Annotated in this window: 17 protein-coding genes, 1 tRNA gene and 3 pseudogenes; 14 read left to right on the top strand and 7 right to left on the bottom strand. The window is 42.1% G+C overall.

Annotation, left to right across the window (positions count from 1 at the left end):
- Positions 1-53 precede the first annotated feature (53 nt).
- Positions 54-191: pseudogene (locus HWQ58_RS13200) on the bottom strand (Uma2 family endonuclease); the annotation flags it as partial.
- A 482-nt stretch (positions 192-673) separates the two neighbouring features.
- On the opposite strand from HWQ58_RS13200, the gene glcD reads away from it, so the two are divergent.
- The 7 genes from glcD to HWQ58_RS13165 all read left to right on the top strand — a co-directional run bounded on the left by glcD (position 674) and on the right by HWQ58_RS13165 (position 9653).
- A complete protein-coding gene (gene glcD, locus HWQ58_RS13195) occupies positions 674-2146 on the top strand; it encodes a glycolate oxidase subunit GlcD (RefSeq protein ID WP_292862804.1) in 1473 nt (490 codons plus the stop codon).
- Between the two features lie 243 nt (positions 2147-2389).
- Positions 2390-3628 (top strand): glycoside hydrolase family 10 protein, encoded by a 1239-nt coding sequence (locus HWQ58_RS13190; RefSeq protein WP_292862801.1) that lies wholly within the window; start codon positions 2390-2392, stop codon positions 3626-3628.
- A complete protein-coding gene (locus HWQ58_RS13185) occupies positions 3628-4191 on the top strand; it encodes a hypothetical protein (RefSeq protein WP_292862798.1) in 564 nt (187 codons plus the stop codon). Before HWQ58_RS13190 ends, HWQ58_RS13185 begins: the two co-directional genes overlap by 1 nt.
- A 325-nt stretch (positions 4192-4516) precedes the next feature.
- On the top strand, positions 4517-6763 hold the full coding sequence (locus HWQ58_RS13180) for a GAF domain-containing protein (protein ID WP_292862795.1): 2247 nt from the start codon (positions 4517-4519) through the stop codon (positions 6761-6763).
- Positions 6764-6799: 36 nt separating this feature from the next.
- Positions 6800-6871, top strand: a tRNA-Lys gene (locus tag HWQ58_RS13175).
- Positions 6872-7306: 435 nt separating this feature from the next.
- Positions 7307-8947, top strand: coding sequence for a class I SAM-dependent DNA methyltransferase (locus HWQ58_RS13170; protein ID WP_292862792.1), 1641 nt, complete (start codon positions 7307-7309; stop codon positions 8945-8947).
- Between the two features lie 361 nt (positions 8948-9308).
- Complete coding sequence (locus HWQ58_RS13165) at positions 9309-9653, top strand: hypothetical protein (RefSeq protein WP_190729359.1); 345 nt, start codon at positions 9309-9311, stop codon at positions 9651-9653.
- Positions 9654-9887: 234 nt separating this feature from the next.
- On the opposite strand, the gene HWQ58_RS13160 is transcribed toward HWQ58_RS13165, so the two are convergent.
- Positions 9888-10091, bottom strand: coding sequence for a hypothetical protein (locus tag HWQ58_RS13160; RefSeq protein WP_292862786.1), 204 nt, complete (start codon positions 10089-10091; stop codon positions 9888-9890).
- Positions 10092-10384: 293 nt separating this feature from the next.
- Here HWQ58_RS13160 and HWQ58_RS13155 point away from each other — a divergent pair, with 293 nt between their 5' ends.
- The 5 genes and pseudogenes from HWQ58_RS13155 to HWQ58_RS13135 all read left to right on the top strand — a co-directional run bounded on the left by HWQ58_RS13155 (position 10385) and on the right by HWQ58_RS13135 (position 15861).
- Positions 10385-10642, top strand: coding sequence for a DUF2281 domain-containing protein (locus tag HWQ58_RS13155; RefSeq protein WP_292862783.1), 258 nt, complete (start codon positions 10385-10387; stop codon positions 10640-10642).
- A gap of 74 nt (positions 10643-10716) precedes the next feature.
- Positions 10717-11061 (top strand): annotated as a pseudogene (locus tag HWQ58_RS13150) (PIN domain-containing protein); the annotation flags it as partial.
- An 11-nt stretch (positions 11062-11072) separates the two neighbouring features.
- A complete protein-coding gene (locus tag HWQ58_RS13145; protein WP_292862777.1) occupies positions 11073-12332 on the top strand; it encodes a restriction endonuclease subunit S in 1260 nt (419 codons plus the stop codon).
- Complete coding sequence (locus HWQ58_RS13140) at positions 12329-15511, top strand: HsdR family type I site-specific deoxyribonuclease (RefSeq protein ID WP_292862774.1); 3183 nt, start codon at positions 12329-12331, stop codon at positions 15509-15511. Before HWQ58_RS13145 ends, HWQ58_RS13140 begins: the two co-directional genes overlap by 4 nt.
- Positions 15508-15861 (top strand): M48 family metallopeptidase, encoded by a 354-nt coding sequence (locus HWQ58_RS13135; protein WP_292862770.1) that lies wholly within the window; start codon positions 15508-15510, stop codon positions 15859-15861. Before HWQ58_RS13140 ends, HWQ58_RS13135 begins: the two co-directional genes overlap by 4 nt.
- 8 nt (positions 15862-15869) lie before the next feature.
- Here HWQ58_RS13135 and HWQ58_RS13130 read toward each other — a convergent pair whose 3' ends face one another.
- The 5 genes and pseudogenes from HWQ58_RS13130 to petH all read right to left on the bottom strand — a co-directional run bounded on the left by HWQ58_RS13130 (position 15870) and on the right by petH (position 20862).
- On the bottom strand, positions 15870-16484 hold the full coding sequence (locus HWQ58_RS13130; protein ID WP_292862767.1) for a type II toxin-antitoxin system PemK/MazF family toxin: 615 nt from the start codon (positions 16482-16484) through the stop codon (positions 15870-15872).
- Positions 16485-16493: 9 nt separating this feature from the next.
- Positions 16494-16979, bottom strand: a complete 486-nt coding sequence (locus tag HWQ58_RS13125; protein WP_292862764.1) for a type II toxin-antitoxin system antitoxin SocA domain-containing protein — start codon at positions 16977-16979, stop codon at positions 16494-16496.
- Between the two features lie 668 nt (positions 16980-17647).
- Positions 17648-17731 (bottom strand): annotated as a pseudogene (locus HWQ58_RS13120) (Uma2 family endonuclease); the annotation flags it as partial.
- Between the two features lie 308 nt (positions 17732-18039).
- Positions 18040-19326, bottom strand: a complete 1287-nt coding sequence (locus tag HWQ58_RS13115; protein ID WP_292862761.1) for a homoserine dehydrogenase — start codon at positions 19324-19326, stop codon at positions 18040-18042.
- Between the two features lie 189 nt (positions 19327-19515).
- Complete coding sequence (petH, locus tag HWQ58_RS13110) at positions 19516-20862, bottom strand: ferredoxin--NADP reductase (protein ID WP_292862875.1); 1347 nt, start codon at positions 20860-20862, stop codon at positions 19516-19518.
- 1440 nt (positions 20863-22302) lie between these two features.
- Here petH and HWQ58_RS13105 point away from each other — a divergent pair.
- Both HWQ58_RS13105 and metK read left to right on the top strand, forming a co-directional pair.
- Positions 22303-23307 (top strand): phosphoribulokinase, encoded by a 1005-nt coding sequence (locus HWQ58_RS13105; protein WP_292862757.1) that lies wholly within the window; start codon positions 22303-22305, stop codon positions 23305-23307.
- A gap of 265 nt (positions 23308-23572) precedes the next feature.
- A complete protein-coding gene (gene metK, locus HWQ58_RS13100; protein ID WP_292862755.1) occupies positions 23573-24847 on the top strand; it encodes a methionine adenosyltransferase in 1275 nt (424 codons plus the stop codon).
- Positions 24848-25027: the final 180 nt, after the last annotated feature.

Raw genomic sequence — 25027 nt, 5'->3', positions numbered from 1 at the left:
TGCTCATTCATGCAAAGACGCAAAGATTTTTTTGCGTCTTTACAGCAAGTGTCCTAGAGAGCGTCGGGATCTACGCCCATAGCCCGTAGCCTTTCTGCTAGTAATTGGGTGCGTTGTTCGGCTTGGGAAGCTCGTTCATCTCCAGTCGATAAAACATTCCCATCTTGGTAACACCAGCGTAACCAATGATCCCTATTGTTTTACCTACACCAATTGAGCCTGTATATATAATGGAGTGTTCAAGGGATGCAAGATATTCAGCCTCTTCCTGAACTCTATTTTGATGCAAATCATATATATTGCTAGACATAGACTTAAATTAATATATACATGCCTCAAGAAATATACTTACAAATATATTTATAAAAATGACAAGCTTATTTTATATATATGCAAATTTAACCGCTCTGATATCTCAAGATACTCAGGATTAGATTTTGTAGGCAGTTGGTTGGTTGAAGAGCAAAACTTAAGACCATACAGGATATTAGGTTCTATTATTCTTCAAGCCCAGTAACTTTTTCCTCTCCATCAAATGTGATCGCACCTTCGGTACTCAAATCATGCGATCGCTTTTACTCACTTTTGACTGCTATTCTTGCAACAATAGTAATTAATACGTCCCAAAAAAGCCAGCAATCCTCTATACATCTACCTTGAACTTTAAAAAACTATGCTTACCCAAGATAAAAAACAACTCAACTGGAAACCTATTATCAAAGCATTCGAGGCTGTCCTTGGCAAAAATGGTGTGGTGCAACGCCGCGAAGAACTCATTACCTATGAATGCGATGGTTTAACTGGCTATCGCCAACGTCCGGCTATAGTAGTGTTACCCAGAACTACAGAACAAGTTGCCCAAGTTGTAAAGATATGTAATCAATATTCTATACCTTTCATAGCACGCGGTTCTGGCACTGGTCTATCTGGCGGCGCTTTGCCAGTGAAAGACTCTGTTTTAATTGTAACCTCGCTAATGCGGCAAATCCTCAGCATTGATTTAGAAAATCAAAGAACAGTTGTACAACCAGGGGTGATTAATAGTTGGGTAACACAGGCTGTCAGTGGTGCTGGATTTTACTACGCTCCTGACCCTTCCAGTCAAATTATCTGCTCTATTGGAGGCAACATTGCTGAAAATTCTGGTGGCGTACATTGTCTCAAATACGGTGTTACTACTAACCATGTTTTAGGATTAAAAATTGTCACGCCAGAAGGGGAAATTGTTGATTTAGGCGGACAAATTCCAGAAATGCCTGGTTATGATTTAACAGGTGTGTTTGTTGGTTCCGAAGGTACTTTAGGAATTGCCACAGAAATTACTTTGCGAATTCTCAAAAGTGCAGAATCAATTTGTGTACTGTTGGCAGATTTTACTAGCATTGAAGCTGCAGGAGCAACTGTTTCTGACATCATTAGCGCCGGAATTATTCCTGGTGGTATGGAAATGATGGATAACTTCAGCATTAATGCAGTTGAAGATGTGGTAGCAACTAATTGTTATCCCCGCGATGCTACTGCTATTTTACTAATAGAAATTGATGGTTTAGAAGTGGAAGTTGCAGGGAATAAGCAGCGAGTTACCGAAATTTGTAAAAAGAATGGGGCGCGGAATGTCACTTCTGCTACTGACCCAGAAACCCGATTGAAATTATGGAAAGGACGCAAAGCGGCTTTTGCTGCGGCTGGGCATTTAAGTCCAGACTATTATGTACAAGATGGTGTAATTCCTCGGACTCAGTTGCCTTATGTTTTACATGAAATTGAGACATTAAGTAAACAATATGGTTATCGTGTTGCTAATGTGTTTCACGCTGGCGATGGGAATCTTCATCCACTAATTCTTTATGATAATTCTGTATCTGGAGCATTAGAGCAAGTAGAAGAAATGGGTGGAAAAATTCTCAAACTTTGTGTGCAAGTCGGTGGTAGTATTTCTGGTGAACATGGCATTGGTGCAGAGAAAAAGTGCTATATGCCACAGATGTTTAGCGAAGTTGATTTAGAAACTATGCAATGGGTGCGGCAAGTTTTTAATCCTAAAGGGTTAGCAAATCCTGAAAAGATATTCCCTACACCACGAACTTGTGGTGAAGCAGCAAATGCATCGGCACTCAAACAATTTGAAGGTGTGGAAAGATTTTAAGAAGAAAGAATTCAGGAGTTAGAATTAAGGAGTTAGGAATTAGCAGTTTGGAGTCATAAGTTATTATGTTTTGGTATCGTTAAGTATATTCATTACCAAAACTGGCTCCGTATTATTTCAACTATTCTGACTCCTGACTTCTGAATTCTGAATTCTGAATCATCATTTCTTTACATCATCCGGAGGATTACAACTTTATTTTGTAGTTATATATATTCCGATCGCACTAGGTAACGCTTACAAATGAATCGGTTTGCTCGACGTTGTGTTTCTTGCTTGCTGTGTTTGGGATTAGTAGTCACTTTAACAGTTTTTTTACCCTCTTCACTGCCAGTTTATTCCCAAAAAACCAGTCCTTTAACTACAGAAATTCGCGGCGTTTGGCTAACTAATGTTGGTAGTGGTGTACTATTTCTCCCTTGGGGTATTAACCGTGCTATAAATCAATTATCGGCTCTCAACTTTAATACAATTTATCCTGTAGTTTGGAACCGAGGACATACTTTTTATAAAAGTGCAGTAGCCAAAATAACTACAGGCTCAGAAACTCAACCTTTGCTTAACTTCATGCATGGTGGACAGGATGTTTTAACAAAGATAGTAACACTTGGTAAAAATAAAGATTTGAGAGTCATTCCTTGGTTTGAATACGGATTCATGACACCGCATTATTCACAATTAGCAAGGCGTTATCCCGACTGGTTGACAATTGGGCAAGAAGGTATAAAGTCTACTCAAGATGCCCCCCCAGAAGAAATCGACAATATTTTAGTAACTAAGCTGGCCTGGTTGAATCCTTTACATCCGCAAGTGCAAGAGTTTATTCAAGAGCTAATTTTGGAAGTAGTGAGGAATTACGATGTAGACGGTATTCAGCTTGACGACCATTTTGGGATGCCTGTACAGTTCGGGTACGATCGCTTCACTATAGAACTCTATCAACAAGAGCATCAAGGTAAAAGTCCCCCAACTGACCCTTTTAACTCAGAATGGATGCGGTGGCGGGCAGATAAAATTACTGATTTTATGGCAGAAATCTACCAAGCTGTCAAGGCGGTTAAACCCAAAGTTAGAATATCTTTATCTCCTAACAATCAAGCTTTTGCCTACAAATACTATTTGCAAGATTGGGAAAATTGGGTAAAAAAAGGTTTAGTTAATGAGTTAATTTTGCAGGTATATCGAAATGACAAAAAGTCTTTTATCGCTCAACTAGAACTTCCATCTATAAAATTGGCTCAAAGTATAATTCCTGTAGGTATTGGGATATCAACAGGAACTTTCAGAAATCCGGTGAAAATGGCACAAGTTAGAGAACAGGTTCAGGTAGTGCGCGATCGCAATTTTGATGGTATCTCCTTTTTTTACTGGGAGAGTCTGTGGGGTTACATCGTACCAGAATCACCCCAACAGCGACGCAAAGGTTTTTTTGAAATGTTTAATGCAAAAACTGTCAGACTATTAAAAACAAAGAAACTTTGATGCCATTCGCGCCTAAAAATACTAGATTTGGCTTTACATTCCTGTGGACTTTAGCTACTTTTGGTGGATTTTTATTGAGTTTACTCTTAATTGAAGTCGGCGAAAAGCCAGATGTTGGGGTGGTAGAGGCTGCTATTGGCGGATTTGCGATCGCACTTCCTCAAGGTTGTCTTCTCAAAAAACCTATATCTTGTATCAGGTGGATTTTGTCAAGTATTTTGGGTTGGAGTATTATCACCGCGATCGGTATTGGTGCAGTGGGTTGGATAGTACCTAGCACTCAGATTCTTCCCCTGAGAATTTTGTCAGGGACGGTTTATGGTGCCCTTGGCGGCTTGGGGATTGGATTGGCACAATGGTTAGCAATTCCCCAGCCTGTAGCGTGGCGATGGATATTTGTCTCTGCGGCAAGTTGGGCTGTTGTTGTCCCCGTAGGTTCTTTTGTAGGAACGATTTGCCGCTACTTAAGCCAGTTATTTTTAGGCGAAGTCATCGGATTAGGCATCACTTGGCTGCTGGTTGGTATCCTCACAGGAATCAATGCTCACAAATTGCGATTGTAACTCCCCTTATTAAGAATTATAAATTTAATTGATATATACTTAGGTTTGCACTTAGATATATGCAAAAATCTTAAAAAACTGTTAAAAACAAATTGCAGAAAGTTTGCCCTCACCTGCAAATGTATTTTCACCTTCAAAAAGCAGGATTTTGTTAAGCTGACTCCTATTAGCTTTCCTAGATTTCTGACAAGAAGTAGAGAAAGATCAAAAATTCGATGAGCAACAGCTGACAATACTTTGCTATAGGCGCTAAAGTGCATCTACTACAAGCTTAACGACAAGAGAGCGCCTAGAAGAGTCAGTAATACAAGAGTGGGACTCTCGCATGAATATAAATCCAGTAGAATCAACTATGGAGTTGACAAAATTATCACCACCTCAAATTCTTTTCGGCACAGAAGTAGATGAAAAAAGTAGTAGCGAGCAGTTTCTACTAAGTATGTACGATTCTGTGCAGGCATCAATATTTGTAGTTGATGTTTTGGAGGATGGGGATTTTCAATATGTGGCCCTTAATCCTACTCATGAGCGGTGGATAGGAATTCGCTCAGACGATCTCCGAGGCAAAAAACCAGAGGATATTCTTTGTACCCTTGATGCTGGCAAGGTGCGTCAGCATTATACTGACTGCGTGCGATTCGGCACAACTATTTCTTACGAACAATGTTTGCAATTCCAGGGAGTTCCTACTTGGTGGAGTACGACTCTCACCCCACTAAAGGATGCTAACTCTAAGGTTTATCGACTGATTGGTACTAGTAGTAATATTACCCCTGTTAAGCAAGCAGAACAAGCAGTTATCCAGGTCGAACGGGAGCAACTGCTAGAAGCGATCGCCGCACGGATTCACCAATCTGTAAAATTAGAGACAATTCTGCATCAGACAACAATTGAGCTGCGGCAGTTTTTGAATTGCGATCGCGTGTTAATTTATCGTTTCGAGGCTGATGGTAGTGGAGTAATCATTGCCGAATCAACTGTAGCTGCCAGCGATCCCCTATTGGGAAAAAACATCACCGATCCCTGTTTCAGTGGCAAACATCCAGAACACTATGGACGAGGTTGCATTCAAGTTATCGAAGATATTTATGCAGCCGACTTGCATCCTTGCCATCTAGATTTACTGGCATCTTTGCAGATAAGAGCCAATCTCGTTGTGCCAATTTTCCAAGAGCAAGATATGTGGGGGCTATTGATTGCCCAGCATTGCTGTGAATCGCGTCAATGGCAGCAAACGGAAACTGACTTACTCAAGCAGTTGGCAACTCAAATCGGCATTGCAGTCCAACAGGCAGAACTTGATCAGCAACTCCAGGATCTCAAAGCCAAGATGGAGTTACACAAGCAGAAACACATCAGTCAGTTGCAGCAGGTGCGAAACTTTGAAGCCTTGGTGCGACGTATGACAGAACAAATCCGCGACAGTCTGGATCAAACTCAGGTGTTGCAGACACTTACCCAGGAATTAGCAAAGTTACTAAACCTTGAGCGTTGCCAAATTGAACTCTACAGTACCTGCCAAACTCTAGTTACCATTACTTACGAGTACAGTATTAATTTGCCTAAGCTTCAAGGATTAACTAAACAGATTGCAGACCATCTTGAAGTTTATCAGCCACTGTTGCAAAAACAACCATTGCAATTTTTGGAAATTGTACCGGGATGGGAACCAAAGTTGCTAGTTATGTCCCAGATGGCTTGTCCAATTTTTGATCCTCAAGGGATTTTGGGAAATATTTGGTTGACAAGACCATCACAAGAGGCTTTTGATGAATTTGAAATTGAGCTAATGCAGCAGATAGCAAATGAATGTGCGATCGCCATTCGTCAAGCCCAGCTTTACAAACAAAACCAGGCACAGGTAAAAGAATTAGAAAAATGCAATCAGCTCAAAAACCAATTTCTCAGAACTCTATCCCAAGAACTGCGGACACCAATAACAAGCATTAGCCTTGCAGTCCAAACTCTCGAAAGTGTGCTCACACCAGCAGAAATATCAGAAATAGAAATAGTGCCGCAACTCTTGCAGATTCTGCATAACGAGTGTGGGCGAGAAAGCAAGTTAATTAACGACCTACTCACACTCACATATCTCGAAGCCGAACCCGATCCCCCAACCTTGATTGCCATTGACTTTCAAAGCTGGCTTCACCCCATTATCGAGTCTTTTCGAGACCTCACCAACTGCCAGCGACAGCAGTTAAACCTGACTGTAGATCGTGCGCTGCCGCCTTTGGAGACAGATATCACTGATTTGGAGCGGATTGTCACCGAACTGCTCAACCATGCCTGCAAATACACCCCAGCCGGGGAAGCGATCGCAGTCTCTGCTCAGTTGATCGGGGATACAGTCGAGCTTAATATTACCAATTCGGGAATAGAGCTTACCAGCAATGAACTTTCACGGATTTTTGAACCTTTCTATCACCTTTCCAAACACGATCCTTGGAAACATAGCGGCACGGGGCTGGAATTGGCATTAGTGCAGAAAATGGTCAGACATTTAGGCGGCTCAATTTATGTAGAGAGTGCAGCAGGTCAAACCACCTTCACGATCAAATTTCCCTACTAGCTATCTCAGAAGTTGTGCTATGATTGTTATTCGTGCGGGTGACTAGCTCAACGGTAGAGCAGTAGACTCTTAATCTATTGGTTGCGGGTTCAAATCCCTCGTCACCCATCAACAAAATCTTATGTTGTCAGTTGCCAAAGGGCGATACTGATCTAACTCTGATTCTCCAAACTGATTTAGTGCAGCAAGCGTTTGATCTATTTGGCGTTGGTGGAATAAGGAATGCTTTTGCAGTCGCTGTCGATTTAACTAGTTCCGTGGGTTGAAGTCCCCCGGTTCAAAAATCACGCAAGTTTTGTGTTGGGGTTAAATCCCCAGACGCGACTCGAAAATACTCGCTCTCCGTGGCGAAGAGAGCGGACTCGTTGGCGGAGCCTCTCGTAGAGAAGAGAGCATCTCTAAAACAAGGTCAACCTGTGATTTCTGTGTGGTTAGATATCATTTATCAACAATTAGCCGAGAAACTGCAAAAATAGGGATTCTCTTTCATAAGATAGAAGCGATACCTACAGGTCTGCTTCGCTAACGCAGGAGTTAAGTATAGTGCCGCGTGGAATAAGGAAAAACAGCAAAAAGCTAACAGAGAAAAACGGTTCTGGAGATTTACCACTTCTACAGTTAGCGCAAGCTGGCGATCGCTTGGATATTCCGGCAATGGAACAATGGCTGTGGGATGCTGCTTGTAAGATACGCGGTGCGACGGATGCACCAAAATTCAAGGATTTTATTCTGCCGCTAATTTTCTACAAACGGCTGTCTGATGTCTTTGATGATGAGTATGAAAAGTGCGCCGAGAAGTTTGGGGGTGGAGACTTAGCCCGTGCTTTCATTGAAGCAGATCACAAAGATGCAATTAAAAACAATCGTCAGCCGATTGTGCGTTACTATGTCCCCCATGAATACCGTTGGGAGGCGATTCGCTTTCATCCTAAAGATGGCTTAGGAGAGTTTGTCACAACAGCGATGCGGGAGGTGGCAAAGCGCAATCCTGGGTTATCGGGAACGCTGACGCTGAAGGATTATAACGAGAAGCAAAGCAATCAGCGCGTTTTAGATGATGACCATTTAAAGGACTTGATTGAAGTCATCAGTCGGCATCGGTTGGGGTTAAAGAATACCAATGCGGATGTTTTGGGGGAAGCTTATGAGTATTTGCTGCGGAAGTTTGCTGAAGGACAGGGGCAAAGTGCGGGGGAGTTTCTCACACCATCAGAGGTGGGTTGGTTGATTGCGGAAATTATTGACCCGGAACCTTACACGAAGATTTATGATCCCACTTGTGGATCGGGTAGGTTGTTGACTAAGCCGCGTCTGGTGTTCAATCGTAAGCATCCAGGGGAAGAGAGTAAAGCACCTCGGTTATTTGGGCAAGAGTTGAACTGGACAACTTTCGCGATCGCTAAAATGAATATGTTTTTGCAGGATTTTACTGATACACAAATTGAGATTGGCGATACATTTAGGCAACCTAAATTTACGGTTGACAAGAAGGTGATGCGCTTTGATTATGTGGTTGCTAATCCGATGTGGAATCAGGACAACTACGGCGCAGATGCTTACGAAGAAGATTCTTTTGAACGGTTCAAAGACGGAATTGCCTCCAAATCTTCCGCAGATTGGGGATGGGTGCAGCATATTTGGGCATCGCTGAAAGATAACGGACGGGCGGCGGTTGTTTTGGATACAGGTGCGGTATCTCGCGGTTCCGGGAGTCAGAACAAAAATCAAGAAAGGGACATCCGTAAGGAATTTGTGGAAAAAGACAGAGTTGAAGGGGTGATTTTGCTACCTGAAAATTTGTTTTATAACACGACTGCGCCAGGAGTGGTAATTTTGTTAAATCGCCTGAAACCTCTGAATCGTAAGGGCGAGTTTTTACTGATTAATGCTGCTGATTATTTTGTTAAGGGCGATCCCAAGAATATTTTGACAAAGGAAGGGATTAAGGCGGTTGATGAGGTTTATCGCAATTGGGAAACGCGGGAGAAGCTGAGTAAAGTTATTAAGTTAGAGGAATTGAGGGAAGCGGATTATAATCTTAGTCCGTCGCAGTTTGTGGATGTTAGCGATAAAGTTGTGCATCGGGCGATCGCAGATATTTTGACAGATTTGGCGGTAGCAAGACAAGACAGGGAATGGGCGGATAAAGATTTAGCTGAGGTGTTAGCAAAGTTGAATTTATAGCGTTTTTCATTATATATCCTTGGACTCCATAAACCTGTCAGTTCACAGATAAGGGCACTCTACTGCCGAGGCAAGGTCGGATCAAGTTATGCGGAAACTTCTCAACGTCTCCCCTCTATCAGGTTTCTGCGATGCGATCTGCTTTGCAGCAACGCTAGGCTAACGCCTCGCTTCGCTAACGTGATCGCTTTCAGCCCCGAATCATCCCTACTCAATCTTCCAATTAGGCGTATAACCAGAAGTAACTTGGCTATACATTTGCAAGACCGATGCAGAAATACGTCCTGAGAGTTTTGCGATCGCCCATAGCGCTCTTGTAAAATCATTTTCAATTGTTGAGAATTCGCCCAGGAAAAAGTTTATGGCAGATAAGTCCGGTCAAGACCCCTCGGAAATCACAGTGGCAACGGTTGATGAAGAACGAAAAGGCACAACTTTCAGCGGTACGGTCATCCTTGGTATAGATCCTGAGGGTGGGGCAGTCGTTTTCTTTAGAGACTTTTTAATTGAAGATTATAAAGGAGAACTTACCGCTTATCTGGCAACAGATGGCGATATAACGAAAAGCATTGATTTAGGCGAACTCGATCATAAAAGCCCCAGTTTTAAGCTGCCAATTCCGCTGGGAACGGATACATTACCCTACAATACAGTCGTGTTGAGCGACAAAAAAAGCAAGAAAAAAATCCTGACGATCAATCTATAAAATTTGTAACTTAGCTCGTAGTTCAGCCAAATTCGATTGCCCTCCTGTATAGATCTCAAATGGGTGCTATAAAACGATGTTTGAAAAGTCCTTTTGTTGGTAGCAAAACGTTTTAGATCCCCCTAAATCCCCCTTAAAAAGGGGGACTTTGATTCCGGTTCCCCCCTTAAAAAGGGGGGCTAGGGGGGATCAACAAGTGCCTAAAATCACAGCCAACCACTTTTCAAACAACCTCTAAGGCGTACGCATTTGTTGATTTGGGGTTCGCATTTGTTGATTCGGTGTTCGCATTTGTTGATTCGGTGTTCGCATTTGTTGATTTGGCGTTCGCATTTGTTGATTCGGTGTTCGCATTTGTTGATTTAGCGTTCGCATTTGTTGATTTGGCGTTCGCATTTGTTGATTTGGCGTACGCATTTGTTGATTTGGCGTGTCCATACCGCACCCTACGAAACTACTATAAGAGTTGAAACCTATGCTGGTCATACTTGTGTGTATACCCCAAGCTTACAAGCAGAGAGGCTTTAAGGCTTACTCCCCAACGCTAGTAGGGAAGGGGTTGGGGGTTAGAATATTCGTAGGTTGGGTTGAGGCTTTCCTCAAACCTACCTACACATTTTACGCTAGCTGATCTCTGAGTATTTAAGTTTGTCTGCAATGAGTAGTAAAGTTTAAATTGCTAAAGTTTCAATCAGCTACAAATATCTTATTATTTCATCCAGGATACAGCAATGACTCAAGCAATTGATAAGCAACAAATGATAATTGATGAATTGAAAAAGTTATCTCCTGAGAAGCAACAGGAGGTATTAAATTTTATTGAGTTTTTGCAGTTTAATGAGATGCAAAAGCAGGATGTACAGCATAAAGAAAAGAAAGAATCTATTTCCGCCTATGAAGTAGCCAAAGAGTTTGCTGGCTGCGTTGATGGAGGCCCTGGCGATTTAGCTACCAACAAGAAGTATTTAGAAGGCTACAGTTGGAAATGAGGAAAAAGGTACTTCTAGATACAGGCCCCTTAGTCGCATTTATCAATAATCGATAAAAATCGCATGATTGGGCAGTTAATGAGTGGAAAAAGATTGAGCCGCACTTATTAATTTGTGAAGTAGTAATTAATGAGACGTGTTTTATATTGCGAGATTTTTATGGAGGACAGGATGCGGTTATGTCTTTATTAGATACTGGGATAATTCAAATCTCTTTTCGTCTCAGTGATGAAATAGGAACGGTTAGAGAGTTGCTGAAGCAGTATCAGAATGTGCCAATGTCTTTAGCTGATGCGTGTTTGGTAAGAATGAGTGAGTTGATTAATGGTAGTAGTGTGTTAACTCTAGATAGTGATTTTCGGGTTTATCGTAAGAATAAGAATGAGATGATAGATTTGATTATTGCTGATGGAATATGAGAGGGGTAGGGATGGGTGAGATTCAATTACCTTATCATTGGAAAGTTGTTAAATTAAATGATATTTCTTTAGAAACCTTTGGAGGTGGTACACCATCCACTAAACAAGATGATTTCTGGGATGGTTGCATTCCGTGGACAACTACCGCAGTATTTACTAGTAAAGATATATATTTAACTAACTATCAGCGTAGTATAACTGAAAAAGGTTTAGAAAATTCTTCCTCAAAAATAGCTCTTAAAGGAAGTGTACTAATAGGAACTCGCGTAGGTTTAGGTAAAGCTGTTATTGCAACATTTGATGTAGCTGTAAATCAAGATATTACTGTAGTTACTTTAAAACCAGATATATTAAGTGATTTCTTTGTTCTATATTTTAAATCTTTTAAAGTTCAATCATGGATATCCGATAGGAAAAGAGGAACAACTATTCAAGGAATTCCTAGAGGTGACGTTATAAAGTTACCCGTTCCTCTCCCCCCACTCCCCGAACAAAAAACGATCGCCCACACTCTGCGAACCATCCAGAAAGCCAAAGAACCCCGCCAGCGAGAGTTAGAACTGGAACGGGAACGCAAAGCAGCACTGATGCAGTATCTCTTTACTCATGGCACTGGCAACGAACCGCGCAAGCAGACGGAAATAGGCGAAATTCCGCAGAGTTGGGAATTAGTTAGACTTGATTCACTTGTTGAGTTTTTTAGCGGAGGAACTCCTGCAAAAAATCATCCAGAATGGTGGCAAGGTAATATTCCTTGGGTAAGTACTAAAGATTTAAAACAAGCGAGACTATCAGATACTATCGACCATATTTCAAAAGAAGGCTTAGAAAATGGTTCGCGTCTGGTTTCTGAGAAAACGCTTTTAGTCGCTGTTCGTGGTATGTGTCTTGCCAAAAATATTCCAGTGGCAATAACAGAAGTATCTATGGCTTTTAATCAAGATATTAAGGCGCTTGTTCCATCTTCTAAGGTTGAGGCTGAATACCTACTGTGTGCAATTCAATATCTCAAAGACTATCTTTTGCGATTTGTTGGAACTTCAGCACATGGAACGAAACGATTGCCTACATCTTCTCTAAAAACTCTTCAAATACCTTTGCCAAAAATAAAAGAACAGCAACTAATTGCTATTACCTTAAAAGCTTGCGATCGCAAAATTCAAGCCCTAGAAAAAGAAATCGCCCTTACTGACGAACTATTCCACGCCATGCTAGAACAACTGATGACAGGTAAAATTTCCACCCAACCCTTAACCGAGACTTACGTATGAGCGAAGCTTCCGCCGTGCAAAGACCGATGCTGAAATATGCCTATGATATAGGCTGGGAATACCTAACTTCAAAAGAGGCATTACAACGGCGGGAAGGCAAGGAAGACGACAAGCGAAAAGAACGCTACTTTGCCGATGTTCTTCGCAGTCAACTAATTAAACTAAATCCTGGCGTTGTCACCGCCAACAATATAGATGAAATTCTTCGCCGCCTGCGAAACATTGACAGCACCATCGAAGGCAACCGCGAAGCTTTAAACTGGTTGCAAGGCAAACAATCTATTTTTGTTGCCGAAGAAAACCGCGACAGAAACATTACCCTCATCGACTTTAACAACCCGGAAAATAACATCTTCCAAGTCACTGATGAATGGTCGCAAAAAGGCGTAAAGTTTCCCAACCGCGCCGATATTATTTTTCTGATTAACGGTATTCCCGTTGCCATTGCTGAAACCAAAGGAGAAAAGAAAACTGATGGTTTAGCACTAGGCATTGACCAAATTCGCCGCTACCACAACCAAACCCCCGAATTGCTTGCCTTTCCCCAAATCTTTGAAGTTACAGAACTGTGGAATTTCTGGTATGGCTTAACCTGGAATACCAACCGCAAAAACTTGTTTGAATGGAAACTGACCTCTCCCCTAACCCCTCCCCTGCAAGGGGAGGGGAACAACAATATTACTCCCCCTTCCCTTGTAGGGAAGGGGGCTGGGGGGTTAGGTTCGATTATCCAAGAAGGCGACTACGAAGAGAAAATCAAAACCTTCTTCGACCATCAACGCTTTTTAGAAATTCTCAGATATTACATTGTTTTCCTCGAACGCGATGACGGCTTAACCAAAGTCGTTTTACGCCAACACCAAACCCGTGCAGTCAAAAAAGTCCTGCAACGCATCCAAGACCCGAATAAAAAACGCGGACTAGTTTGGCATACCCAAGGCAGTGGTAAAACCCTCACCATGATTACAGTTGCCGCCCAACTCCGCAATATTAGCGGCGATAATACCGTAATCATGATTGTTGACCGCAACGAACTAGAAAACCAACTAGACAAAAACCTCAAAGCTTATGGCATCAAAAGCTATGAAGTCGCAACCAGTAAAGCAGACTTAGAAAAACTCATCCAAGATGATTATCGCGGCTTAATCGTTGCCATGATTCACAAATTCGACAAGATGAAAGTAGAAAATAAGCGTTCTACGATTACCGTCTTAGTCGATGAGGCACACCGCAGCACAGGCGGTAATTTCGGCATATATTTGATGGCTGCCCTCCCCAACGCTACATTTATCGGTTTCACAGGTACACCCGTCAGTAAAGCAGCTAAAGGACAAAGTACCTTCCAAACCTTCGGCGAACCTAGTGACCCGAAATACAGCCTAGATTTGTATTCAACCGCCGACTCGGTACGAGATGGCACAACCCTGAAGCTAAATTATGCCCTGGCGAAATCAGAGTTTCGCGTTCCCCAAGAAATTTTAGAAAAAGAATTTCTCCAACTCCAAGCCGCAGAAGGCATTAACGATATAGAGGAACTTGATGGCATTCTCGATCGCGCTGTTAAATTAAAAGAGTTTCTCAAAAGCAGCGATAGAGTAGATAAAGTAGCGAAATTTGTCGCCGCCCACTTCCAGGACTACGTTGAACCAATGGGCTTTAAAGCTTTTATGGTTGGTGTAGACCGGGAAGCTTGTAGACTTTATAAACAAGCCTTAGATAAATATCTCCCTAGCGAATACTCAACCGTCGTCTATTCCCGGACTACAGCCGCAGGACTGCGGGAGTATAACCTGAGTGATGCCGAAGAGAAAGAAGTCCGCAAAGCTTTTATTAAAAAATCCGTCGTTTCTGCCAAAATATCCTTACCAAATGCAGTCATCGACTTTATCGAATCTCGCCCGAAAGATTTTAACTACGACACCACCAAAACCCTAACTTTTACAGGTTATTGTTCTGCTGAAGATGCCCAAACTTTAGAAAGCCTTTGCGGTGGCGATGCTGATGCTGTGACCAAAATTCGCCAACTTTACGAAGACTACCGCAAAGCCTTACCGAAAATTCTCATCGTCACCGAGAAACTACTGACGGGGTTTGATGCGCCGATACTTTACTGTATGTATCTCGATAAACCGATGCGCGACCACGTTCTCTTGCAGGGAATCGCCCGTGTGAATCGCCCCTATGAAGACGCACAAGGTTTAGTTAAACCCTACGGCTTTGTTCTAGATTTTATCGGTATCTTTGGCGACAAACTAGAGCAAGCCTTGGCCTTTGAGTCGGGAGAAATTAACGACATCATCCAAAATGTAGATGTGATCAAAAACCTCCTACAAACGATGATGGAAAATACTGCACCTGAGTATTTACCGCTAGCTAAGGGATGGGACGACAAAGCAAAAGAACGGGCTGCGGCTTATTTTGCAGACAAAGATTTGCGCGAGAAATTCTTTAAATTTGTCCGCCAACTCCAATCAATTTACGAAATCCTCTCTCCTGACCCTGATCTGCGCCCCTTCATGGAAAATTATCAAGCGATCGCCAGGCTTTACGGAACGATCCGCGCTGCTTACAATACTAGTCCCTACATTGATATTGAACTCACCGCCAAAACCAAAGAGCTGGTACGCCGCAACGTCACAATCGGCGAGTTGGAAATGCCCGGAACTATCCACGAACTCAATGCCCAACAATTAGAACAACTCCGTAAAAATAGCACCACAGATACAGTAAAAGTTCTAAACTTGAGTAAGGCATTGTTGAAAGCAGTACACGAGCAAAGTCAGCGATCGCCTTTTTTGATTTCCATTGGCGAACGTGCCGAAATTGTCCGCACCAGCTTTGAAAACCGCCAAATAGAGGCTCACATTGCTTTAGCGAGACTAGATGAAATTGCCAATGAATGCGTAGAAGCAGAAGTCTTACGGCAACGGCTCAAGGTTGATGAAAACACCTTTGCGATTTACACTGTCATCAAGCAAGCAGTTACTCAGCTGGATATCAACCAAGCTGAAATTATCAATACCATTTATGCTAACTTCCCTGATTACTGGTGGGATGCACGTCAAGAAATTGATTTAAGAACCGAACTTTACGCTACTATTTATCCTATTACAAGCTCAGTTGAGCAAACAATAGAAGTCACCAACAACCTGCTGAAACTCGAACGAGTCGAATCATGATTGCTAGCTGCGACAATCCAAAATCTAAAATCCAAAATCCAAAATGGAAAGACGCGCAAGCACTTAAGGATGCTGTGGGAGAATGGAGCGATCGGATTAAAGTTCAAGTCAAACAAATTCAACTGCGTCCCATGAAGCGCAAATGGGCATCTATTTCTACCACAGGACGCTTAACTTTAAATACTGAACTGCTAGACTTACCAAAAGAATTGGGCGAATTTGTCATTGTTCACGAACTCGTACATCTCCTCGTTCCTAACCACGGTAAACTGTTTAAGTGTTTTATGTTTGCTTATCTGCCTGACTGGGAAGAGTTAGAGATAAAGTTACAGAAAAATTGTCAGCAATGACTACTGATTTACGAGCGGCCTAAATTGTTTATTAATTCTTCTATGGCTCTATTTTTTGTATTTTCGTCAGGCAGAAAATAAAAAACTTTTTGTAAAAGCTCTATAGTTGCATTTTGAGCAAACCAGTCATCACTAGGATTGTCTAGAATATTTAAAAAATACTTTAAACGCTGCTCTATAGCATCTTTATCTGCTTTAGCTAGTTGTCCCATACGTTCCAACCAATTTCCTGCTGAGTCTTTAAAGCAATTAGCATCAACAGTACACAGTTGATGAACCAGGACATAAGAATTTTTGTCAAGACCGTTTTGGCTAGTAGGGTTAATTGGATACGTTGTTGGTAAACCGTTAGATGTTGTTTGTGAGGTTAGAGGAATAACAGAAAAAGTTGCTATATAACCTGACTCATCCTGAAACTCATCACCTGTCCAAACTACATAAGGATGCGTTCCTCTAAAAACTCTACTAGAATTGATGTTTTCAGTGCAAGAGATAGTCTGACATTGTACTTCACCTGGCTCATCCAAATCATAAATATGAGTGTGTCCAACTCTGCAACGTAGAGATACCCTATAGGGATTAATAAAATAGATCCAACCTTGTCTAGGTTTTTGTCCAGCCACCTGATAATCCTAATTGCCTAACTCATTGATTAATCTATCTCTTTCTGCTTGTAAGTTAAGTTTAACTTTTTCTTCAGGTCTGTAGGTATCTTTTACTTCCATCATGGGAGCAGTGTTATATACATACTCTAGTAACTGAGTAAGTTTATCTTGTCCTGCACCAGCCCATTCTCTCCTAATATTATCCAGTACTAACGTCAAACTTACAGGCAATTCTAAATCATCTACATTACCTGCTTGGGCACCAAGTTTGATAAGTATTGTATCTCCCTGAGATTCTTGAGATATTTCTTTACCATCCATTTGATTTAAAGTATTATCTATATCCTCATTCCAAGGGCCATAGTAATAATAACGCCAATCTAGATGTGTCAGCTGCTTTGCTGTCCATTTGACAGAGTAAAGATCAGCTAAATACAAAAACTTGATTAGCTGTGTTTTTGTAATATAACCTTTTGTCGCGTAGACAAAATATTTTATGAGCTTCTCCAACATCGTTCTCTCTCTTTGCTAACCATAAGACTTTTTTAGGAATTTAATAAATATTAATAGGTAAAATCATTCCATTGACAACTCTACTGTTTGAGAGCTTTTCATGGATTGATATCGCTTTATTATAATGAGTTGTATTCAGCTCTTGACACTTTCAGGTTTAGATGCCAATCGGAATAGTTCATGTGTACTATCTATTTTAGTACATGATGCAGTTTATGTAATCACAAAATTTGTAACTAGCATTTAATCTGTTGGTGACAGTTAATAAGCGTTGTGGGTAGTTAGACAGCCTTCTGCAACTTTATCATTTCCTTGACGGGCAAAAACACTACAGACATAATCTATCTTTCAACCTTACCCACGGTTAGGACACTTTGCTCGCAAGTGTAATTTCTGGCGATGTCTGCGACGGGCTTCTCTACAAGACGCTACGCGAACGCCTACGCATCCCAGTGTCACCTTCAACTGCCATTCAATCTTGTGACATAGTAACTTGGTATAACAAGCAGCGCATAACCGAATCGGCTCCATTTTCATTCCCACCCCAGCAGGTGCTTGATTTGCACGAACCTATCGACATCAACCCCCACTACAACAGCCAATGCTTCCAACTGCTGGCGAGACGGTGGAGGATTAAAGCGAAACTTTTCCCATTGGGTGATCGCGAACACAAAATTACTATCAGACTCTGGTAGCTGCGTATGCTCGGGAAAGGGAGTGAGGGCAGTTGATGGGTTGGTTGCAGAGGTTATAGGTATAGCCTCGCGCTGGGGTGTAAGTTGATTTTTTAGTTTAGCTTGTATAGTTAACCAAGTTTTATTCACAGCTTGGTCTGTATAAGATGGAGATTGTAATCCTTTGGAGTAATTAGAAATTGGAGCAAGAGCGACTTGACGAGCCTCACTCCCGACTCAATACGGTTCGGTTAAAGTTTTTTGATGAAAATTATTGATTGCCAAAGATGCGAGAAATCGCCGTCAAGACGAAAGACTGATTATTGTAGAGACGGCGATTGATCGCGTCTCTACTTTAACCAAACAGTATTAACTCCCAACTAATCTCAAAGTACACGCAGTAAGCTGGGAATGCTTTCGATCGCAGAGAAATTCCGAATTTCTGCCAAAGCTTGCCGAAAGTTGCCTTCTGGCACATCATGGGTAACAACTACAATCTCTGCTAGTTCCCCTTGAAAGCCTGTTTGGACAATTGACTCTAAGCTAACGCCATAATTGCCAAAGCAAGTACCCAATTTACCGATAACTCCGGGTTGGTCATTGGTGAGAAAACGGGCGTAAAATCGAGTTATCAAGTCTGCCATCGGTGCAATTTGGCAGTATTCCTGATGCCCACAAGTTAATAATGGATTTGTAACTGCTGTATTAGTTTTGAGGACAGCAACTAAATTCAAAATATCTGACGTGACAGCACTGGCAGTTGCACCAGCACCAGCACCAGGGCCAAAAAACATTACTTGCCCAATAGGTTCTCCTTCGACAAGAATCGCATTGTAAACGCCGTTAATGCTAGCCAAAGGGTGGGCTTGAGGCACTAAGGTAGGATGAACTCTGACGGAAAGGGGGGATGAGGGAGTATCACGTTTAGCGATCGCTAACAATTTAATCACAAATCCCAATTTTTCGGCGTAGGCAATATCTGTTTTGCTCACTTGCCGAATCCCCTCAGTATAAACATCTTGGAGGTTGATGCGTCCCCCGAAGCCTAATGATGCGAGGATGGCAATTTTATCTGCTGCGTCTAAGCCATCGATATCAGCGGTGGGGTCAGCCTCAGCATAACCTAATCGCTGGGCATCAGCTAAAACATCATTGAAGTTGCTGCCTTCTGTTTGCATCCGTGTCAGGATGTAGTTTGTTGTACCGTTAATGATGCCTGTTACAGTGTGAATTCGGTTAACACTTAAAGATTGCTTTAAAGGTTGAATCACTGGAATACCACCACCCACAGCGGCTTCTAACATCACGTATACGCCAGCTTGATTGGCAGTGGTGAAAATTTCTGCTCCGAAGCGGGCGATCGCTGCTTTATTGGCTGTGACAACATGCTTACCATTACTTAAAGCTTTGAGAATGAGCGATCGCGCCGGCTCCAGTCCTCCCATGACCTCAACAACTATATCTACTGCCGGGTCGTTGACAATAGATTCTAAATCTGTAGTTAAGACTTCCGTAGACAATTCTACTGCACGGGGTTTATCTAGTGATCGCACTCCCACCCGATAAATTTCTATCTCTTGCAACAATGGATGACGCCCAGTGCTATCTTGCAACAACTGCACTGTTCCCGTTCCCACGGTGCCTAATCCCAGTATTCCTAGTTTCACACCCATTATGCACCCAATTCATTTTTAAGTGCTGAGTGCTGAGTGCTGAGTGCTGAGTAGTAACAAGTATTTAATACTTTACCCGCCCAGAACTGAGAACTCTTTTCTCAGCCATCTATACATCTATATAAAACAATTGTAGGGTAGGCACTGCCCACCCTACTCATTCATAACTCAGAACTCAGCACTCAGCACTTAGTAAGTTTCTACGTGCCAGCGACCAGCTTTTTTGAGTTGCTTCTGGTAATCACTCCAGGTTACGTCTTCTTTTGCAGCAGCAGTAGTCAAGGCTGCATCAATACCTTCTTCCATACCTCGCAAACCGCAAATGTATGTGTGGGTTTTTTCATTTTTAATCAACTGCCACAACTCATCAGCATATTCTGCTACGCGGTCTTGGATGTACATTCTACCACCTTGAGGATTTTTTTGTTCCCGGCTGATGGCAGGAGTGAGGCGGAAGTTATCAGGATATTTTTGTTGAATTTCTTCCAGTTCTTCCTTATATAAAAGGTTTGGAGTTGTCGGTACGCCAAATATTAGCCAAGAGAATCCTTTAAATTCGTATTCTGGGTTAGCTGCTTTTTCCGCATCTTTAAACTGACGCCACAGATAAGCTCGCATCGGGGCAATACCTGTTCCGGTTGCCATCATGATCACATTAGCATCAGGGTCACTGGGTAACAACATTTCCTTACCCACAGGCCCTGTAATTTTTACATCTGCCCCTGGTTCTAGGAAACACAGGTGTGTGGAGCAAACACCATAGACTGTTTCACCACTTTCCGGGTGCTTGTACTCCAACTGACGGACGCACAATGATACTGTCTTATCATCCACATCATCGCCATGACGAGTTGAGGCGATGGAATAGAGTCTAAGTTTTTCTGGCTTGCCGTTCTTGTCTAATCCTGGTGGAATAATCCCAATACTTTGACCTTCTATATACTTCAAATCCCCGGCGGAAATATCAAATTTAAGGTGTTGAACAATACCAATACCACCTTCTTTGACTAGCGGTTCATTAGATACTACCTTGCCAATAAACGGAGCATTGGGACGGTAAGTGTTAACAGGAACGTCACCGTGGTCTTTTTTGGCTTTCGCTTGAGTCATGGTGTTGCCTTTCTTGTCCTTGTTCTTTAGCTGTTCTTGTGCTGGTGGTTTAGTGAACTCTTTGGCTTCACTATCAGCATTTACAGGTGTGGCTTTACCATTCCCTTCACTGTTAGCAGTTTCCCCAGATGTAGCTAACTCACTGACTTCACTGTTAGCATTCCCAAGTGAGGCTTTACCATTAACTGGCTCTAGAGCAGTTACAGGCTGGATGCTAACAATTGTGCCGCCTAGACGAGTGATACGTCGCATTTCTTGATTCATGCGGTTGTAAGGCACTCTGATGAACACACTGCCACTTTTCCGAATTGGGTAGTTAGTTTGATCGGTTTCTTCACTCTGACGCAAACCTACTACTTCATAAAGAAAGACGCGGCTACCTAATTCTGTGTTGGCAGCACCCTCAACAGCACCTTGATTGTACATTCGTTCTACCACTCCGATAATTTACTTAACCGTTTTTCAAAAAAACTATTCCCTTACCTTGCCAGCTTTAGTTTACCGGATTTTCGTTTCACAAAACTGGCTTTGAAGGAAAAAGGCATCATTAAATTAATGCCTTGCTAAGTACACTCACCAAAGACATGCAGGCATAGCAAAAAACACACCTGTTCACCTTCTAAGGTAAAGGATAAGTCTTGTGGAGAATGTTAATAATGAATCAATTTAATCTTTTTTTCGTTAACTACCACCCCCATCAGGGAGATAGCTTTTTACCTTAGCACCCAATGAGCAGCTCACAATAGGAGATATTCTTGGAGAACTGCTTTGATTCGGTGGAAGCTACCGCTCAGTTTTCCTCCAAAATTTGTCTTTAGTGCTTGCTTACTCTAGGGGTTTAAATCGGAGAATGCCAAGAGAGGAAGGTTTTCTTCACGATCGGTTTTACTTCTCCAAATCTACTACTCTTCTGGAATGTTGTTAGCTATCTTCATTACCTGTCTATAAATAATTACATAACTAGGACAACTTTAGCTACAAACATAACAAGATAGAGAATCGTAATTCAAGCAACTGAAATTAGTTTCACTTGATGCGAAAAATCTGCCAACCTTTTATCAGTACTTTGCCATAACGTCAACGCTTCTATATGAGCATATCCATAAATTTACAGCCAATAATTTGAGTAATGCAAGTTGTTTCCTCATTCGTTGGATAGATTTTTGCTTTGAATAGATTAAGTATTGTCGAGCAGGAATTACAATTTAGGAACATTAGAAATTTGCGGCAATAATAAATTATACCTTATAGTCTTGATTCTATAGAGTCACAAGTAGCAGAGTGATAAAGGTGCAACGCTGATGGGCGGTACTGATCCCCATTTTAAATTAACAACTAAATTAACAAAAAAATGATTGATAAACCATATTAATTCTTCTTGACAGCAATCTTGTATGGGATACCCCCTTCTGTTAAAATCAAATATATCACTAGGATTAAATACTTACCGGCACCAACATTCAGGCTAGTCCGACGAGTAGCAACTTAAAAGAGAAGGCAGGAGGCAAAGGGCAGATCGCGCAGCGTGTCGTAGACAAGGCAGGAAAAAAGAAGTATGAATGAATTTTTTTTTATTTCTGGGTCAAAAGCCCAGTTTAAAAATAAGAATTGTATTGAGCGAAAAGTGCCGCGAGATTCGAGGCATCTACAGCCTAAGTCCCACGCTTTTAAACGTGGGTTACTCCTGTTTCCTACCTCCTGCCTCCTGCCCCCTGCCTCCTGATTACTTTGTTGCCTACCCGCTTGGTGTCTTATAGATGTGCTAGGTAGCAAGAACGCAGGATAAACCAAAGGGGTAAACTCCTGGCTTCAGAATCTGCTGTGTGAAAAATTATTGACACAACTTTAGTATTTTAGAGGAGATTTATGACAAGAAAGCCAGAACGCGTGGTACTGATTGGAGTAGCCGGAGACTCTGGGTGCGGTAAATCTACGTTTTTGCGTCGTTTGATAGATTTGTTTGGTGAAGATTTAATGACAGTCATCTGCTTGGATGACTATCATTCCTTGGATCGCAAACAGCGCAAAGAAACGGGGATAACGGCACTGGACCCCAGGGCAAACAATTTTGATCTGATGTATGAGCAAATTAAAGCGCTCAAAAGTGGTGAAGCGATTGATAAGCCGATTTACAACCACGAAACCGGCTTGCTCGATCCGCCAGAGCGGATCGAGTCGAATCACATTATAGTTATTGAGGGACTGCATCCTTTATATGATGAGCGGGTGCGATCGCTAATCGACTTCAGTGTTTATTTTGACATTAGCGATGAGGTCAAAATTGCCTGGAAAATCCAGCGAGATATGGCTGAACGCGGTCATCGCTACGAAGATGTGTTAGCGCAAATCAATTCCCGCAAACCTGACTTTGATAAATTTATCGAACCGCAAAGAGAATTTGCTGATGTGGTTCTCCAGGTATTGCCCACAAACTTGATCAAAAACGACACCGAACGTAGAGTCTTACGGGTACGTATGCTCCAACGGGAAGGTAAGGAAGGCTTCGATCCAACCTACCTATTTGATGAAGGGTCAACAATCAATTGGACTCCCTGTGGACGTAAGCTGACCTGTTCTTATCCTGGTATGCAACTATACTATGGTTCAGATGTTTACTACGGCCGCTATGTCTCAGTACTAGAGGTGGATGGTCAATTTGACAACTTGGAAGAAGTCATTTACATCGAAACTCATCTCAGCAATACATCCACAAAATATCAGGGTGAATTGACTCACTTGTTACTCCAGCACCGCGAGTATCCAGGTTCCAATAATGGAACTGGTTTCTTCCAAGTGCTTACAGGTTTGAAGATGCGTGCTGCTTATGAGCGGTTGACAGCTACGGAAGCAAAGTTAGCGGTTCAGGTTTAAAGCAGCAGTGTTTGTGTCAAAGCTTGTGGGGGCGCTTCCGGGTGTCCCCCTTTTTTTTTGTGTTATTAAATACATTTTAACTAAAAAATAATTAGCATACATTTATCTGACTTACGGATATTTACCTTATAGTTAGTGGTTTTTATCAATATCAAGAAGATACTAACGACTGAAGTATAAATATTGTTATGATTTCATAGATTAGTAGTTGAACTAAATGCTTACATTTTAGTCAACGAAAAAACTCTCGATGGAGGAATTTCCTTTGTCTCGTCGATATCTATTTACCTCTGAGTCAGTCACCGAAGGTCATCCAGATAAAATCTGCGATCAGATTTCTGATACTATTCTGGATGCCCTATTGACACAAGACCCTAGCAGTCGTGTCGCCGCTGAAGTCGTAGTTAATACTGGTTTGGTGCTAATCACTGGTGAAATAACCACCAAAGCCAATGTGAATTTCGTCAATCTCGCCCGGAAAAAAATTGCCGAAATTGGTTATACCAATGCTGACAATGGCTTTTCTGCTAACAGTACCAGCGTTCTGCTGGCTTTAGACGAACAATCACCCGATATTGCCCAAGGCGTTAACACCGCCCAAGAAACCCGCGAACAAGATAGTGATGAACAATTCGACAAAATTGGCGCGGGCGATCAAGGTATAATGTTCGGCTTTGCCAGCAACGAAACACCAGAACTGATGCCTTTACCCATCAGTCTCGCCCACCGCATTGCTCGCCGATTGGCAGCAGTCCGCAAAACAGGTGAATTGTCATACCTGCGTCCTGACGGTAAAACCCAAGTAACTGTGGTCTACGAAGATGGACGCCCAGTTGGTATTGATACGATTCTAATTTCCACCCAGCATACAGCTAGTATTGGGGAAATTACGGATGAGGCGGCGGTACAAGCCAAAATTAAACAAGACCTCTGGTCAGCAGTGGTCGAACCTGTTTTTGGCGACATTGACGTTAAGCCTAATCAGGAAACACGTTTTTTAGTCAACCCCACTGGCAAATTTGTCGTTGGTGGCCCTCAAGGAGACTCTGGTCTGACAGGACGGAAAATAATCGTTGATACCTACGGTGGCTATTCACGACATGGTGGCGGCGCTTTTTCTGGCAAAGACCCCACGAAAGTTGACCGTTCTGCTGCTTATGCGGCTCGTTATGTCGCGAAAAATATTGTCGCTGCCGGGTTAGCAGAAAAAGTTGAAATTCAGCTATCTTATGCTATTGGTGTAGCGCGACCAACAAGTATCCTAGTGGATACCTTTGGCACTGGCAAAGTGGATGAAGAAACCTTACTGGAATTAATCAACAAACACTTTGAACTCCGTCCAGCAGGGATTATCCATACCTTCAACTTACGCACCTTACCAAGTGAACGAGGCGGACGTTTTTATCAGGACGTCGCGGCTTACGGTCATTTTGGGCGGGCTGATTTAGACTTGCCTTGGGAACAGACCGATAAAGCCGAATTGTTGAAGCAAGCAGCGAATGAGTCACTTTCGGCAGTAGTTGCTCAGGCAGTAACTTAGACTTATACGCTACTGTAAAAACTTAGTTTATCTATGTAAGGGTATTAGTAACTTGACAAGTTACTAATACCCTTATTTTTAGTAACTACCTGAATTTATACTAATTCTCTAAAAGCTGGCTACAGATGAGATAATAAGATTTAATGAGAAGAGGGATATCCAATGTCAGGGGTCTATCAA

It is taken from the genome of Nostoc sp. LPT, assembly GCF_017115165.1.
Taxonomy (GTDB): domain Bacteria; phylum Cyanobacteriota; class Cyanobacteriia; order Cyanobacteriales; family Nostocaceae; genus Nostoc.
This window is presented reverse-complemented; position numbering and strand designations above follow the sequence as displayed.

What these genes read in the sequence shown, in the direction of transcription:
- glcD (WP_292862804.1), top strand. Translation starts at nt 674, where the DNA reads ATGCTTACCCAAGATAAAAAACAACTCAACTGGAAACCTATTATCAAA.
- HWQ58_RS13190 (WP_292862801.1), top strand. Translation starts at nt 2,390, where the DNA reads ATGAATCGGTTTGCTCGACGTTGTGTTTCTTGCTTGCTGTGTTTGGGA.
- HWQ58_RS13185 (WP_292862798.1), top strand. Translation starts at nt 3,628, where the DNA reads ATGCCATTCGCGCCTAAAAATACTAGATTTGGCTTTACATTCCTGTGG.
- HWQ58_RS13180 (WP_292862795.1), top strand. Translation starts at nt 4,517, where the DNA reads ATGAATATAAATCCAGTAGAATCAACTATGGAGTTGACAAAATTATCA.
- HWQ58_RS13165 (WP_190729359.1), top strand. Translation starts at nt 9,309, where the DNA reads ATGGCAGATAAGTCCGGTCAAGACCCCTCGGAAATCACAGTGGCAACG.
- HWQ58_RS13160 (WP_292862786.1), bottom strand. Translation starts at nt 10,091, where the DNA reads ATGGACACGCCAAATCAACAAATGCGTACGCCAAATCAACAAATGCGA.
- HWQ58_RS13155 (WP_292862783.1), top strand. Translation starts at nt 10,385, where the DNA reads ATGACTCAAGCAATTGATAAGCAACAAATGATAATTGATGAATTGAAA.
- HWQ58_RS13145 (WP_292862777.1), top strand. Translation starts at nt 11,073, where the DNA reads ATGGGTGAGATTCAATTACCTTATCATTGGAAAGTTGTTAAATTAAAT.
- HWQ58_RS13140 (WP_292862774.1), top strand. Translation starts at nt 12,329, where the DNA reads ATGAGCGAAGCTTCCGCCGTGCAAAGACCGATGCTGAAATATGCCTAT.
- HWQ58_RS13135 (WP_292862770.1), top strand. Translation starts at nt 15,508, where the DNA reads ATGATTGCTAGCTGCGACAATCCAAAATCTAAAATCCAAAATCCAAAA.
- HWQ58_RS13125 (WP_292862764.1), bottom strand. Translation starts at nt 16,979, where the DNA reads ATGTTGGAGAAGCTCATAAAATATTTTGTCTACGCGACAAAAGGTTAT.
- HWQ58_RS13115 (WP_292862761.1), bottom strand. Translation starts at nt 19,326, where the DNA reads ATGGGTGTGAAACTAGGAATACTGGGATTAGGCACCGTGGGAACGGGA.
- petH (WP_292862875.1), bottom strand. Translation starts at nt 20,862, where the DNA reads ATGTACAATCAAGGTGCTGTTGAGGGTGCTGCCAACACAGAATTAGGT.
- HWQ58_RS13105 (WP_292862757.1), top strand. Translation starts at nt 22,303, where the DNA reads ATGACAAGAAAGCCAGAACGCGTGGTACTGATTGGAGTAGCCGGAGAC.